This is a genomic window from Labilibaculum euxinicum, from assembly GCF_963678175.1.
Taxonomy (GTDB): domain Bacteria; phylum Bacteroidota; class Bacteroidia; order Bacteroidales; family Marinifilaceae; genus Labilibaculum; species Labilibaculum euxinus.
Window position 1 is genome coordinate 2,563,423 of record NZ_OY782756.1, and the last position, 13,092, is coordinate 2,576,514.

Below are 13,092 nucleotides of genomic sequence, written 5' to 3' on the forward strand. Positions count from 1 at the left end.
ACTTGATTGTAATTTAATTATTGTGCTTAATTTATGCTTGTCAAACGTATAGGAAAAATAGGTGACTTGCAATCCCTAATTGTAGGTATTTTAACCTTTTCAATTCATTGTGTTTAATCCGGGATGTGTAATAATTAATCAGATTGGCAAAATTAAATATAAATTTGGGCAAAAGTAAGCGTTTTAAGGAAACATAGACTTTTTGACTTGCTTTTTTATTGATATGGATTGAATAAGAACAAAAAAAAGCTGCCAGAAAGGACAGCTTTTATAAACATATATGGAATTATTATTCCGTTAAATCTTCAAATTCTACATTTGTAAAGGATTCTGAATCAAATCCTTCAATAACTGTTGCTGGTTCATGGTATTCTGAATCTGCATAAGTTTCTTCGTCAGTTTCTTTCTCCAAATTTGAAGATTTGATAAAATCAATTGCCTCTAAAAGGCCATCTGAAAATTTATCGAAATCTTCTTTATACAAAAATATTTTATGCTTTTCGAAGGTGAAATTTCCTTCTTTGTCATAACGTTTTTTACTTTCGGTGATTGTTAAGTAATAGTCGTTCTTCTTTGTTGCTTTAACATCAAAAAAATAAGTCCTTTTCCCCGCTCTTACCGCATTTGAATAAATTTCATCTCGATTATGTTTTTCAAACCCTTCCTTTTTATCGTAACCTTCCATTTGAAAATAATTTGTTATTTATTTTGATTTTATACATTCAAAAATAAAAAAATATACGTACTATTTATTATGAATATGTATTTTATTGAGGAAAATGTGGTTATTTAAAATGAGTATGCAAACCTTTTCAGGGCATAGGTGGTTTTTTTACTTGTTTTTAATATGTAAATCTATTTTGTTGGGAGGCTTAATTATTTTATCTTATTTGTTGGTTTTTTCTTGTTAACAAGTAAAAAAAGCCTACTTTTGCAACCGAATTAATGTAATTGACAAGTTCTTTAAACGTATGATTAGTAGAAGATTGCTTCGTGTTAAGGTATTGCAGATTTTGTATGCCTATTATAAAAACCAGGATCGCACAATAGCTAAGGCCGAAAAGGAATTATTTTTTAGCGTCGGAAAAGCTTACGATTTGTATCATTATTTACTTCTACTTATTGTGGATGTTGCTTTTGTTTCTGAAAAGAAAATTGAAAACTCAAGAGGCAAAATTATTCCATCTCATGAGGATTTAAATCCCAACACAAGATTTATTAATAATTCTGTAATCAGACAGTTGGCAGATAACATTCAGTTGAATAGTTATTCTAAGTCGCACACCGTAAATTGGAGCGATCAAGAGGATTACGTTCGGATTTTGCATGACAAATTGATTAATTCAGATTTGTATAATGAGTATATGGCCTTACCAGAGAGCACTTATGCTTCTGATAAGAAATTTGTAGAGAAGTTTTTTACTCATATTATTGCTGCAGATGAGGATTTTTACAGCTTAATGGAAGAGAAAAGCATCTATTGGAATGACGAAGTAGAGTTCATTATTAGCATGGTTGTGAGAACTATAAAAGGATTTTCTCAAACTGATGACACTTACGCTTCTTTAATGTCTTTGTATAAGGATCGTGATGATGAGGATTTTGTGAAAACATTGTTGCGCAAGGCCATTATCAATCATACTGATCATTTGGAATTGATTAAGGCGAATACCAAAAATTGGGATTTGGAGCGTATTGCATACATGGATATTTTGATCATGGAGCTGGCCCTTACAGAAATAAAGGAGTTTACAAGTGTTCCGGTTAAAGTGAGTTTTAACGAATATCTTGAAATTGCCAAATTCTACAGTACAGCTAACAGTAGTAATTTCATTAATGGAATTCTTGATAAAATGGTTCAGGAGTTGAAATCAAATGGAACTGTTAAAAAAGTGGGCAGAGGCTTAATAGAAGGAAAATAATTCCAAAATATATACTTTAAAATGCGCTTATCTTTCGGTAATGCGCATTTTTTATTTTATCAAGAGAAGCAAATGTACTTCCATTAAAATTCACTACATTCGGGAACCAAAATGTTTGAACAATTAATGAATAAAAATACTCATCTTCAAACCGGAAAATATCTTTTTAGTATACTGTTTGTGGTAATTTTGTTCTCATTTTTAGTACAATGCACTTCAAATAAAACAGGTAAACCTGACGGTAAATTGATTCAAGAAAAAAATTCTGAGGAGATTATTCGGTCGAATGGTTTTCCGAAGTTTGAGTTTACTAAAGAAATACATAAATTTGGGGTGATTTCAGAAGGTGAAATCGTTGTTTGTGATTTCTTTTTTAAGAACATTGGGTCGAAAGATTTAGTAATTAAGAATGTTGAAACAAGTTGTGGCTGCACTGCGGTGAAATGGGAGAGGAAGCCAGTGAAAATTGGTGAAGAATCACATATAACAGTGGAGTTTAACTCTGAAGGAAGATACGGAAAACAATACAAGGTGATTACCATTTTTTGTAATACTTTATCCGGAACAAAAGAGTTGGTGATTACAGCGCAAGTGAAATAGAATAATTAGTAATTGTATAATTAATATGGCCTTTGGCCTTAAAATTTAGGATTGAAATGGATAATTTATTGAACATCTTATTGATGACACAACCTCAAGAGGGGCAGAACCCTATCATGCAATTTGTACCTCTAATTCTAATTGTAGTGGTATTTTATTTTTTCATGATTCGTCCGCAAATGAAAAAGCAGAAGGAATTGAAAAAATTTCGTGAAGATTTGAAAAAAGGAGATAAGGTTGTAACTACAGGTGGTATTTATGGTAAAGTTCTTGAAATACAGGAGACTGTAATTATCATGGAAGTTGAAGGACAAAACCGATTGAAAATTGATAAAGCTGCAGTAGTTAAAGATATGAGCGATGTTGCTCAAAAATAATAGTTTAGACTGTGCTCATTGAGCACAGTCTTCTTCTAAATTTTTCTAGCATTGGGTATTCCAGATCTTCAAAAGATAAAGGAGCTTTTTAATACAGAAAAAATTGCTTCGAATAAAAAACTGCTTGTGTATGTTTTTTTTGTTGGGATCGCTACAATATTTTGGTTCCTAAATGCTTTAGGAAAAGAATATACAACCACAGTGCATTATCCTGTTCGGTATGTTAATTTACCGCAGAACAAAGTTCTTACCAATAAATTGCCGGAAAAATTAGCCTTAAAAGTTAATGCGTATGGTTTTGATTTAATACGTTATAAAATAAGTACGGCATTCCTTTCAAATCCTTTCGATGTTGGGTTTTATACTAATAATCGCATAGAAAACAGAACTCTTCAAACCTATTCTCTGGCTACAGCTCAAATTATGAGCCGGTTCGAAAGAGATTTGTCTTCAAATATTAAGTTAGTAAGTATATCACCGGATACAATACGTTTTGAGTTTTCTCCTATTGTAGAAAAGAAGGTTCCTATTAAGAGTAATGTGTCGAGTAGCTTTGAGCAGCAATTCATGTTAGATGAAGCAATCTCTTTGGAATTTGACAGTGTGGTTGTGAAAGGGCCTAGTTCAATTCTCGATAGTATTGATTTTGTGGAAACCGAGAAACTCGTTTTAACTAATTTGCATAAAACGGTTAAAAAGAAAGTAAGTTTAAAACAGATAGGAGGTCTTGAGTTTGATCAACGGAAAGTTGAAATAACGGTTCCAGTTGAACAATTTACTGAAGAAAAAGTTACTGTTCCTATTAAAGTGAGCAATCTTCCTGATTCTTTATTACTAAGGTTATTTCCGGGCGATGTTAAAGTATCTTATTTTGTGGGATTTAAAAAGCATGATAAGGTTTCGGTTGATTTGTTCGATGTGAGAGTGGATTATAATCAAACTTCAGATGAGGGTAGTAATAAGTTAAAGATACAGTTATTAAGCAGTCCCGGTTTCGTAACAAATGTTCGTTTTTATCCTCAGGAAGTTACTTATCTGAAAGAGAAGAAATCATTCGAATAAATCAGTATGCCTTTTATAAAAAGGAATTATAAAATATTTCAAGAATGTTGAAAATTGGCTTAACAGGAGGAATAGGATCTGGAAAATCAATTGTTGGGCGGGCATTTGAAATGATGGGGATACCTATTTATGTTGCAGATAATGAGGCGAAAAGGTTAATGGTTTCAGATGCGGAACTTCAGAACTTATTGGTTTCTCGTTTTGGGGATCAGATTTATGATTCTAATTTTAATTTAAACCGAAAATTACTTGCCGAAATTGTATTTAATGATTCGGAAGCATTAAAAGATATTAATTCGATTGTTCATCCTGCAGTTCGAAAAGATTTTATAAGGTGGTGCGAACAACATTCTCAAACGCCCTATGTAATACAAGAATCGGCTATAATTTTTGATAGTGGTTTGTACAAGAATTTTGATAAGATAATTACAGTTGCAGCAGAAGACGAGATAAGGATTCAAAGAGTCATGGAACGGGATTCGATAAGCAGGGAGCTGATTGTGGAGAGAATGAGAAGTCAACTTCCGGAATCGGTAAGAATTGAAAAAGCTGATTTTGTAATTTATAACAATACAGAGTTAATTCTTCCTCAGATTGAACGAATAGACAAACAAATCAGGTCTTTAGTCAATAAATAAATTTAAAATTTTTGTTAAACTTTGTTAATAGAATCGCTTTTTCAGAAGTGCGATTTCTAATTAAGTGATCTTTTGTTTTCTTTGTTTAAAGAAAACTGGGATTGTAAAATAATTTAGTGCCGAAAAATGGGAAAATACGGAAGATGGATTGCCGGAGGATTAGGTTGGGCTTTTTTAGGTCCAATTGGTGGAGTATTGGGATTTATGTTGGGATCGGCAATTGATACAGTTGAAATTGAGAACGGTCATGTAAGAGGAGCTACAAGGCAAGGTGATTTTGTAATGAGCTTGCTTATTTTGGTTGCTGCTGTAATGAAGGCAGATGGAAAAGTATTAAAAGTAGAATTAGATTACGTAAAAGGATATCTGGTAAAAAGTTTTGGTGTTGGCAGAGCTGGTGAAGCAATTACTGTACTTCGTGATATTCTAAAGCAAAATATACCGATTGAGGAGGTATGTCAGCAAATTCAGCACAATCTTGATTATTCCTCCAGATTACAGCTGATGCATTTTCTATTTGGAATTGCTCAGGCTGATGGAATTGTTTCTGAGTCTGAATTAAATGTTATTGATAAAATATCTTACTATTTGGGTATTCAGTCGGGTGATTACAACTCGATTAAGTCTATGTTTATTCAATCCACAGAATCAAGTTATAAGATTCTTGACTTAACACGTGATGCTTCTGACGCTGAGGTTAAAAAGGCTTATCGGAAAATGGCAGCTAAATATCATCCGGATAAAGTGAGCTACTTGGGTGAAGATGTGCAGGAGGCTGCAAAGGAGAAGTTTCAGAAGTTGAGTGAAGCCTTCGAGAAAATTAAAAAAGAAAGAGGGTTTGCGTAATCTGGATTAATTCTAAGATGTTTTTTTGCAAAATTGTTTTTTTTACTACAATTGAATTATAAATTTGTGCTTCCAAATATAAAAACGAAAATATGTTGAAAGGAATATTGGCCATAGCAGGACATTCAGGTCTTTTTAAAATGGTGTCTAACTCAAAGAATGCTTTAATTGTGGAATCTTTGATTGATAAAAAGCGTATGGCAGCTTATGCTTCTTCTAAAATTAGTGCTTTAGAAGATATTGCTATTTTTACTGATGAAGGAGATGTTCAGTTAGCAGTTGTTTTTAAAAGTATTAAGGAAAAGGAAAATGGAGGTCAGGCAATAAGTCACAAAGCTTCAGGGAATGAATTGAAAGCTTACATGACTGAAGTGTTGCCTAATTACGATGAAGATCGGGTGTATGTTTCTGATATGAAAAAAGTTTTTCAGTGGTACAATATTCTACAGGAAAATGATTTGTTGGATCTTGAAGAAGCCGTAGAAGAAATTAAAGAGGAAGAATAAAAACTTCTATATCATTTAAGAAACTGTCCATATTATGGGCAGTTTTTTTTGTGCATATTTGATTGCCAACAAAGTTTTTTTAACGTACTTGTAAGTAGAAATTGAAAATGGAGGTTTGCCATGGCAGCAGAAATTGATAAAGGGTGTATTTTATTAAGGAAATGGAAATTTGGCGACGAAGAGGATCTTGTTAAATCTGCAAGTGATTTGGATGTATCCCGTTTTTTAAAGAACAGCTTTCCATATCCATATACTCATAAGGATGCTCATCGTTGGATTCATTTTGTAAATCATGTTGCTAAGGGGTATTTTATGGCAATTGAGGTGAATAAAGAAGTGGTTGGCTGTATTGGTGTGGAACAACAGGAAGATGTTTTTTGTAAATCCGCTGAATTGGGTTATTGGATCGGGCAAAAGTATTGGAATAGAGGGATCATGACGCATGTGGTAAAGGAAACTGTAGATCATGCTTTTTTGCATATGAATATTGTGAGATTATATGCAAATGTTTTTGAAGGGAATATTGGATCAGTAAAAGTTTTAGAAAAGGCAGGTTTTGTGCAGGAAGCTGTTTTAAAGAATGCCGTTTACAAGAATGGCAATTATTTGGATCAATTGATTTTTGCTATAATTAGAAGATAAAAAAAAAGAGGCTTTGGCCTCTTTTTTTATTTCCCATCAAAAATGATGTTGTAACTTTCCCAGAAATTTTTATCGTAAGGCATATTTTCATAATATGCTCGTTTCTCAATTACTTCCGGCTTGTTGGTATTAATTTGGGTTATCAGCATTTCTGTGTTGATATCCGTTGAAGTGATTTTTTTCGTTTTTTTATCTACTACTTTGTGATGACGCTTGTAGTTCACATAGCTTAAGTAATACTTCCCTGAATGTTGCTTGTAAGTAACACTAAAATCGTATTCTATTTTTAATGGCTTCCACTTTTGCCGTTCTTCGTTAACGTAAAAACTTCTTCCCTGCGACGAATAATTACTGGCAACAACATGAGTTTCATTTTTAATCACAGCAAAATCTTTTATTTTGATGTAGATTTTACCCGAATATTCTTTGGCATAGTAATCTCCTGTATTGCTTAACATTGGTCTTTTGCTCTTGTAAGCGATCACCCAGATTGAGTCATTTTCGTACTCTGTAATTTGTTCCAGGCTTAAATCGTAAAAATCTAAATGGTTGTCGTTCAGTATATTTCCTCGACCACGTACAATGTCCATTTCCAATAATTCGTCTAAATAGGTCGACCCGTCGGCAAGCGATGAAGGCTCAAAATTCTTTCTTACCTGCAAAAACTTATAACCACGTTCTTTAAATACCTGATAAGCATCTGTCCGTTGATATCCTTTGTCGTCATAAATACGAATTGCAGCTTCTCTAAGCCGGTTTAGTTTTTTGTTTTCGAATTTTTCGGAGCGATAATAAACATCGTAATTGAAAGGAGTCTGCAGGTAATTTTCCGGAATTTTTTCAATTGCAGTTTTAATTCTCTTTTTCAGAACTAATGATTGAGCAGTTACTTCAACTTCAGCAATGCTGTAATTTTTTGGCGTTAATTTTATCATCAATGTATCTTCTTGTATGCAGTTTTTCACACTGTTTGAGAATGTGGAATAACCAACTGCTGAAGCCTGTATGGTTTTTTCAAATAAATCTCCTGATATTTTAAGTTCGAAAACTCCATCCATATTAGATGCTGCACCGATATATGATCCAAGAACTCCAATATTTGCAAAAGGAATCGGTTCATTATTGATTTCATTTGTAAGCTTCCCTACAATCCGGATTAACTTTGTTTTTTCTTCGTTGTTATCTTTCTGTGCCGTTGTTGAAAAAGACAAGGTAATGAGAGCAAGGAGAAGTATAATGTATTTTTGCATAAGTATGGGTTTGCTGATTTTTGAATAAATAAAAATTTAAGTTATAAGTAAGCTATCAATTCTCTTGCCACAAAAAGAAATTAATGCCAATATTTTTACTTATTTGTTAAAATTAAGAATTAATAATTAGTACAAAGATATGTTTATGATAGATTTTGGAAAGAAAAAGAACTGGTTTTCATGATAAAAAATGTTAATTTTTATGATATGAGTTTATTTTTTGTCGAATAAGAAATATCTTCGTTTACATTTATGCTAATATTATGACCTTGCCAATTTGGTTTTGGTATAATAAATCTATTAACAAATAGTGATCCTATGAAAAAACAATTTCTTGTCCTGTCGATGCTTCCTTTTTTTCTTCTGTCGTGTGTTGTTTCCAAGAAAAAATATGAAGAATTAGAATATGCAAAACGCCGAAGTGATGCCAAAGTTGTTGCTCTCGATAGCGAGAATTCAAAAAAAAGCACGCAGATTACTGAGCTAAACTCCAAATTGGATCAAACATTGGCTGAGTACAATGAGATGAAGAATAGCATGTCGGAGAGTAATGCTATGAAAAATACAGAAATTGATGATTTGAGTACCGAATTAATGGGACTTGCTTCCGATACCACTGAGCTTAAAGTTAAGTTGATGGAAACATTGGATAAGTACAATTCTGCTTTGAATCTAAATGAAGAAAATAATTTGAAAATCTCTGGTTTGCTAAAACAAATTGATGAGTTGAAAACAGAATCAGGTAAGTTGAGTCAAGATTTAAAGACAGCCAGTGTTGAAGCTGATTGGGAAAAGAAGAAGATCGAAACAGAAACACAAAAGAATAGAGATCTGATCTCAATGAAAGACAAGGAGATTGAAAGTCTGAAAGCGGAAATTAAAGAAAAAGATGGAAAGTTGAGTTGGTTAAGAAAAGTTAAAGATGAGAATGAAGCTGAAATTGAAAAATTGACCAATCAAGTTAAATTGTATAAAAAAGAGTACGAGAAAGCAGTTGCTAAATAGGCTTTTTAAAAATCGAATATATATGAAGGAGATGTGGGATCAGCGTTATGCTGAATCGAAATATATTTATGGCGAAAAGGCAAACTTGTTTTTTGTAACACAATTGCATCTTCTTAAGTCGGGAAGATTATTATTGCCGGGTGAAGGAGAGGGGCGAAATGCAGCCTATGCTTCTTGTGCAGGATGGAAGGTTGATGCTTTTGATTACAGTAAGAAAGCTGTGGAGAACGCTAAAAGGTTTTTTGCAGAGCAAAAGGTTGATGTGAATATTTATACTGAAAGTATATTAGACCATCCTTCAATTGAGGAAAAGTATGATGTTGCAGCTCTGCTTTATTTGCATTTGCCCTCACAAAAAAGATTTATCGCACATCGATTTGTTGCCGATTCGGTGAAGCCGGGTGGAGTAGTTCTAATGGAGGTTTTTTCGAAAAATCAGATTGGCCGTAAATCCGGTGGACCATCAAACGAGGATATGCTCTACGATCTATCAGAAATCAGAAGAGATTTTGAAGAATTTGACATCTTACTGTTGGAGGAGGTTGAAACCCATCTTTCAGAAGGCAAATTACATGATGGGAAAGCAATGGTTGTGCGATTTGTTGGAAAAAAAAGAACATCGGGATATCTTGATTAATTAACTGTGAATATTTAGCTTTGTGCTCATGGAAGTTTTATTGATAGCACTTGTGGGGATTGCGGGAATTGCATTACTAACCACCTATATAGGACAACGTTGGAAATCAAAAAACAATAAGGAAGTAGAAAGTGAAGTTTATGCAGAGCCAATAGAAGAGTGTTGCGGTGCTCACGAGATTTGTGAAACCGATTTGATTAATAGGATGTCTGAGGAAATTATATATTACGAGGACGAGGAATTAGACGCATATAAGAGCTTTGAAGAGAATGATTTTAATGACGATCAAATTGATGAATTTCGTGAGGTTCTTTATAGCTTAAAAGAGAATGAAATGGAAGGTTGGCTAAGAAGTTTAGAGCTTCGAAAAATAGAGTTGCCTTCTATAATAAAATCAGAAGTGGTTTTTATGCTTGTGAAAAATTGAAAGTAGTGTTGAAAATATTGATGGATTTATTTTTTGTAAGTTTGTGATTTTCAATGTGAAATTTATTCATACTTTCCTGTTTACCTGCTATTATTTTCTCCTGCAGGATAATACTAAAAAAGATGGCTTAGTTCATTATTAAATTCGTATCTTTGCGGCTCATAAATTTTATAGAATGAATTCATTTGAAAATCTTGGCCTTTCTGAGGCTATCCTAGGAGCTATCAAAGAGTTAGGCTTCGTAAATCCAACACCTATCCAAGAAAAGGCAATTCCAGTACTATTGGAAGGAAGATCGGATTTCGTTGGTTTGGCTCAAACTGGAACTGGGAAAACGGCGGCTTATGGTTTACCTTTGCTCGAACTAATCGAACAAGACGTAAAATTACCACAAGCTTTGATTCTATCCCCTACAAGGGAATTGGGAATCCAAATTGCAGACGATTTAAGATTATTTTCTAAAAATATTTTGAATCTTAATGTTGTAAACGTTTATGGCGGAGCCAGCATTGATGATCAAATCCGGAAATTAAGAAGAGGAGCACATGTTATTGTTGCCACTCCTGGCCGTCTACTTGATATGATTAGACGTAAAGCAGTAGATCTATCTAAAATTGAATATTTAATTCTTGATGAAGCAGATGAAATGCTTAACATGGGATTTAAAGAGGATATAGATGTAATTCTTTCTTCTACTTCTGAAGATAAGTTAACATGGTTGTTTTCTGCAACTATGCCTGCCGAAGTTCGTAGAATTTCTAAAAACTACATGACTGATCCTGTTGAGGTTACAGTAGGAAAAGCGAACACTTCCAATGTAAATATTGAGCATCAGTATTATTTAATGAATAATCGTGATCGATATAATGTTCTTAAAAGAGTAGTTGACTATTACCCTAATATATTTGGAATTATTTTTTGTCGTACCCGAAAGGAAACGCAGGAAGTAGCCGAATTATTAATGAAAGACGGATATTCTGCAGACGCTCTGCATGGTGATCTTTCGCAGGTTCAGCGTGATAAAGTGATGAGAAGCTTTAAAAATAAAACTCTTCAGCTTTTAGTTGCTACAGATGTTGCAGCCCGAGGTATTGATGTTGACGATCTTACTCATGTAATTCATTACAACTTACCTGATGAGTTGGAATTTTATACGCACAGAAGTGGTCGTACAGCAAGAGCGGGTAGATCAGGTATTTCAATTTCTTTAATTACGCCTCGTGATGAGCGAAAAGTAAGAGATCTTTCCAAGAAACTAAATGTTGAATTTGCTCAGGTAAAGGTTCCTGGTGGTGAAGAAGTTTGTGAAAGGCAATTGCTTCACTTTATGAACCGTATTAAAGAGGTAGATATTGAAGAGAATAATATCGAAACATATTTTGAAGCTATTAGCAGCGAATTAAACGAATTAAGCAGAGAAGATATCATTAAGAAATTTGTATCTCTTGAGTTTAACCGTTTTATGGATTATTACAAAAATACTCCTGATTTGAATATGAAATCATCTACTCAAAAAAGAGCTCAAAGAGCAAGTGAGAGTCGTGATAGCAATGAAGATCGTATGTTTATTAATATTGGAATAAAAGATGGAATTGATGTCCCTCGTTTATTGACTTTAATTCATAAGCAATGTGGTGTTAGAGGAAAGAATATTGGTAGAGTAGATTTAAAAGGTGTATTCTCTTTCTTTGATGTGGAAAAAGAGTTTACTAACGATATTGTAAAAGGTTTTGCCGGAGCAGTTGTAGGGGGTAGAAGCATCCGTATTGAAGTGTCCGGAGATCGCCCAACGAGTGGAGGTAGCGATAGTCATAGAAAAGGCAGACCGAGAGGTGAGAGATCTGACAGATCTGGTTCTGACAGAGGTCGAGGAGGATCTGATCGCGGAGGAAACAAAAAAGAATCTTTTAGAGATAGAAAAAGGAAAGCAAGTGATAGTCCGAGATATTCGGAAAGAAAGAAAAGGGAAGCGTAAGCTTCCTTTTTTTTTGCAGTTAATTTTGATCTGGTTTTTGTATAGTAAGAATTATAATATATATAATCTTAAGTTTAGAGTAAAAAGGTAATGTTTTGATCAAATATATATTTTATATTCTGTTGATTTTATTTATTTTTATTCTAATTGAAATGTTTTACTCAATGTATTATCTGAAAAAGAGCCAATGCAACCAAGAAGTTTTTAACCGAAAAAGGCATCGTGACTGAGCGAATTTCAGCTAAAGGTTTTGGAGAGTTGAATCCAATATCAACAAATGCTGCAGCTGAAGGAAAAGCTTTAAATAGAAGAGTACAATTTGAATTAGTAATTAAATAATCACTTAAATATATTAAAAAAATGGATTTGGATGTTGTGTATAGTAAATCGGATCAGTTGTGGACAATGGCGTTAGAGTATACTCCTAAATTATTATTAGCCTTAGTAACTTTAGTAATTGGATTGTGGATTATTAAAGCAATTGTAAAAGGTGTTTCTAAGGTGATGGATAAGAGGGATATGGATCCTACTTTGAAACCATTTGTTGTAAGTTTATTTGGGATTCTGTTGAAAGTTATGCTATTTATTACTGTAGTAGGAATGGTTGGTGTTCAGATGACCTCATTTATTGCAATTTTAGGAGCAGCAGGTTTGGCTGTAGGTATGGCTTTATCAGGAACCTTGCAGAATTTTGCAGGAGGAGTAATGATTTTAATTTTTAAGCCATTTAAGGTTGGTGATGTATTGGAAGCTCAGGGGTACGCTGGAGTTGTTCAGGAAATTCAACTTTTTAATACAATAATGCTTTCTTTTGATAATAAAACCATTATTATTCCAAACGGAGGTTTGGCAACAGGTTCTATGATAAACTATTCAACACAACCTACACGTCGGGTTGATATGAAGTTTGGAATTGGTTACTCTGATGACATTGATAAAGCAAAACAGATTTTGAATGGACTGCTGGTTAATCACGAATGTGTACTTAAGGATCCTGCGCATTTTATTGCGGTTTCTGAGTTGGGAGACAGTTCTGTTAACTTTACCGTAAGAGCATGGGTAAACGCAGCCGATTATTGGACTGTTTTCTTTTATATGCAAGAAACAGTGAAGAAAGAATTCGATAAGAACAATATTGGGATTCCTTTCCCACAACGCGATGTTCACGTTTATAATCATTAATAAACGAGGAGTGTATTTCAAGG

At 33.5% G+C, this 13,092-nt stretch carries 15 protein-coding genes and 1 pseudogene; 14 read left to right on the plus strand and 2 right to left on the minus strand.

Annotated elements, in window-relative coordinates:
* Positions 1–289 precede the first annotated feature (289 nt).
* On the minus strand, positions 290–685 hold the full coding sequence (locus ACY0M5_RS10280) for a DUF3276 family protein (RefSeq protein WP_124993808.1): 396 nt from the start codon (positions 683–685) through the stop codon (positions 290–292).
* A 286-nt stretch (positions 686–971) separates the two neighbouring features.
* On the opposite strand from ACY0M5_RS10280, the gene ACY0M5_RS10285 reads away from it, so the two are divergent.
* From ACY0M5_RS10285 to ACY0M5_RS10320, 8 genes are all read left to right on the plus strand, one after another.
* Positions 972–1,922, plus strand: coding sequence for a transcription antitermination protein NusB (locus ACY0M5_RS10285; protein WP_461629036.1), 951 nt, complete (start codon positions 972–974; stop codon positions 1,920–1,922).
* 126 nt (positions 1,923–2,048) lie between these two features.
* Entirely contained in the window at positions 2,049–2,522 is a 474-nt protein-coding gene (locus tag ACY0M5_RS10290) for a DUF1573 domain-containing protein (protein ID WP_461629037.1), read from the plus strand.
* 56 nt (positions 2,523–2,578) lie between these two features.
* Positions 2,579–2,899, plus strand: coding sequence for a preprotein translocase subunit YajC (gene yajC / locus ACY0M5_RS10295; protein WP_191991632.1), 321 nt, complete (start codon positions 2,579–2,581; stop codon positions 2,897–2,899).
* Positions 2,900–2,950: 51 nt separating this feature from the next.
* Entirely contained in the window at positions 2,951–3,961 is a 1,011-nt protein-coding gene (locus ACY0M5_RS10300) for a CdaR family protein (RefSeq protein WP_461629038.1), read from the plus strand.
* Positions 3,962–4,005: 44 nt separating this feature from the next.
* On the plus strand, positions 4,006–4,599 hold the full coding sequence (gene coaE, locus ACY0M5_RS10305; RefSeq protein ID WP_461629039.1) for a dephospho-CoA kinase: 594 nt from the start codon (positions 4,006–4,008) through the stop codon (positions 4,597–4,599).
* 126 nt (positions 4,600–4,725) lie between these two features.
* Complete coding sequence (locus ACY0M5_RS10310) at positions 4,726–5,445, plus strand: TerB family tellurite resistance protein (protein ID WP_461629040.1); 720 nt, start codon at positions 4,726–4,728, stop codon at positions 5,443–5,445.
* Positions 5,446–5,537: 92 nt separating this feature from the next.
* Positions 5,538–5,951 carry a DUF5606 family protein gene (locus ACY0M5_RS10315; protein WP_124993814.1) on the plus strand — a complete coding sequence of 138 codons (414 nt, stop codon included), beginning with the start codon at positions 5,538–5,540 and terminating at the stop codon, positions 5,949–5,951.
* A 120-nt stretch (positions 5,952–6,071) separates the two neighbouring features.
* Positions 6,072–6,593 carry a GNAT family N-acetyltransferase gene (locus ACY0M5_RS10320; RefSeq protein WP_124993815.1) on the plus strand — a complete coding sequence of 174 codons (522 nt, stop codon included), beginning with the start codon at positions 6,072–6,074 and terminating at the stop codon, positions 6,591–6,593.
* 26 nt (positions 6,594–6,619) lie between these two features.
* On the opposite strand, the gene ACY0M5_RS10325 is transcribed toward ACY0M5_RS10320, so the two are convergent.
* On the minus strand, positions 6,620–7,843 hold the full coding sequence (locus tag ACY0M5_RS10325; RefSeq protein ID WP_461629041.1) for a carboxypeptidase-like regulatory domain-containing protein: 1,224 nt from the start codon (positions 7,841–7,843) through the stop codon (positions 6,620–6,622).
* A 318-nt stretch (positions 7,844–8,161) separates the two neighbouring features.
* Between ACY0M5_RS10325 and ACY0M5_RS10330 the strand changes: the two genes are divergently transcribed.
* From ACY0M5_RS10330 to ACY0M5_RS10355, 6 genes and pseudogenes are all read left to right on the plus strand, one after another.
* Positions 8,162–8,848 (plus strand): GumC domain-containing protein, encoded by a 687-nt coding sequence (locus ACY0M5_RS10330; protein ID WP_124993817.1) that lies wholly within the window; start codon positions 8,162–8,164, stop codon positions 8,846–8,848.
* A gap of 22 nt (positions 8,849–8,870) precedes the next feature.
* Entirely contained in the window at positions 8,871–9,485 is a 615-nt protein-coding gene (locus ACY0M5_RS10335; RefSeq protein ID WP_156195780.1) for a class I SAM-dependent methyltransferase, read from the plus strand.
* A gap of 28 nt (positions 9,486–9,513) precedes the next feature.
* A complete protein-coding gene (locus tag ACY0M5_RS10340; protein WP_156195779.1) occupies positions 9,514–9,912 on the plus strand; it encodes a hypothetical protein in 399 nt (132 codons plus the stop codon).
* A gap of 175 nt (positions 9,913–10,087) precedes the next feature.
* Positions 10,088–11,887, plus strand: a complete 1,800-nt coding sequence (locus ACY0M5_RS10345; RefSeq protein WP_461629042.1) for a DEAD/DEAH box helicase — start codon at positions 10,088–10,090, stop codon at positions 11,885–11,887.
* A 189-nt stretch (positions 11,888–12,076) separates the two neighbouring features.
* A pseudogene (locus ACY0M5_RS10350) lies at positions 12,077–12,226 on the plus strand (OmpA family protein); the annotation flags it as partial.
* A 21-nt stretch (positions 12,227–12,247) separates the two neighbouring features.
* Positions 12,248–13,069, plus strand: coding sequence for a mechanosensitive ion channel family protein (locus tag ACY0M5_RS10355; RefSeq protein ID WP_124993822.1), 822 nt, complete (start codon positions 12,248–12,250; stop codon positions 13,067–13,069).
* Positions 13,070–13,092: the final 23 nt, after the last annotated feature.

Excerpts from the sequence above, each read along its gene's own strand:
- ACY0M5_RS10340 (WP_156195779.1), top strand. The coding sequence starts at position 9,514 with ATGGAAGTTTTATTGATAGCACTTGTGGGGATTGCGGGAATTGCATTA.
- ACY0M5_RS10285 (WP_461629036.1), top strand. The coding sequence starts at position 972 with ATGATTAGTAGAAGATTGCTTCGTGTTAAGGTATTGCAGATTTTGTAT.
- ACY0M5_RS10280 (WP_124993808.1), bottom strand. The coding sequence starts at position 685 with ATGGAAGGTTACGATAAAAAGGAAGGGTTTGAAAAACATAATCGAGAT.
- yajC (WP_191991632.1), top strand. The coding sequence starts at position 2,579 with ATGGATAATTTATTGAACATCTTATTGATGACACAACCTCAAGAGGGG.
- ACY0M5_RS10335 (WP_156195780.1), top strand. The coding sequence starts at position 8,871 with ATGAAGGAGATGTGGGATCAGCGTTATGCTGAATCGAAATATATTTAT.
- ACY0M5_RS10355 (WP_124993822.1), top strand. The coding sequence starts at position 12,248 with ATGGATTTGGATGTTGTGTATAGTAAATCGGATCAGTTGTGGACAATG.
- ACY0M5_RS10315 (WP_124993814.1), top strand. The coding sequence starts at position 5,538 with ATGTTGAAAGGAATATTGGCCATAGCAGGACATTCAGGTCTTTTTAAA.
- ACY0M5_RS10330 (WP_124993817.1), top strand. The coding sequence starts at position 8,162 with ATGAAAAAACAATTTCTTGTCCTGTCGATGCTTCCTTTTTTTCTTCTG.
- ACY0M5_RS10310 (WP_461629040.1), top strand. The coding sequence starts at position 4,726 with ATGGGAAAATACGGAAGATGGATTGCCGGAGGATTAGGTTGGGCTTTT.
- ACY0M5_RS10290 (WP_461629037.1), top strand. The coding sequence starts at position 2,049 with ATGAATAAAAATACTCATCTTCAAACCGGAAAATATCTTTTTAGTATA.
- ACY0M5_RS10345 (WP_461629042.1), top strand. The coding sequence starts at position 10,088 with ATGAATTCATTTGAAAATCTTGGCCTTTCTGAGGCTATCCTAGGAGCT.
- coaE (WP_461629039.1), top strand. The coding sequence starts at position 4,006 with ATGTTGAAAATTGGCTTAACAGGAGGAATAGGATCTGGAAAATCAATT.
- ACY0M5_RS10325 (WP_461629041.1), bottom strand. The coding sequence starts at position 7,843 with ATGCAAAAATACATTATACTTCTCCTTGCTCTCATTACCTTGTCTTTT.
- ACY0M5_RS10320 (WP_124993815.1), top strand. The coding sequence starts at position 6,072 with ATGGCAGCAGAAATTGATAAAGGGTGTATTTTATTAAGGAAATGGAAA.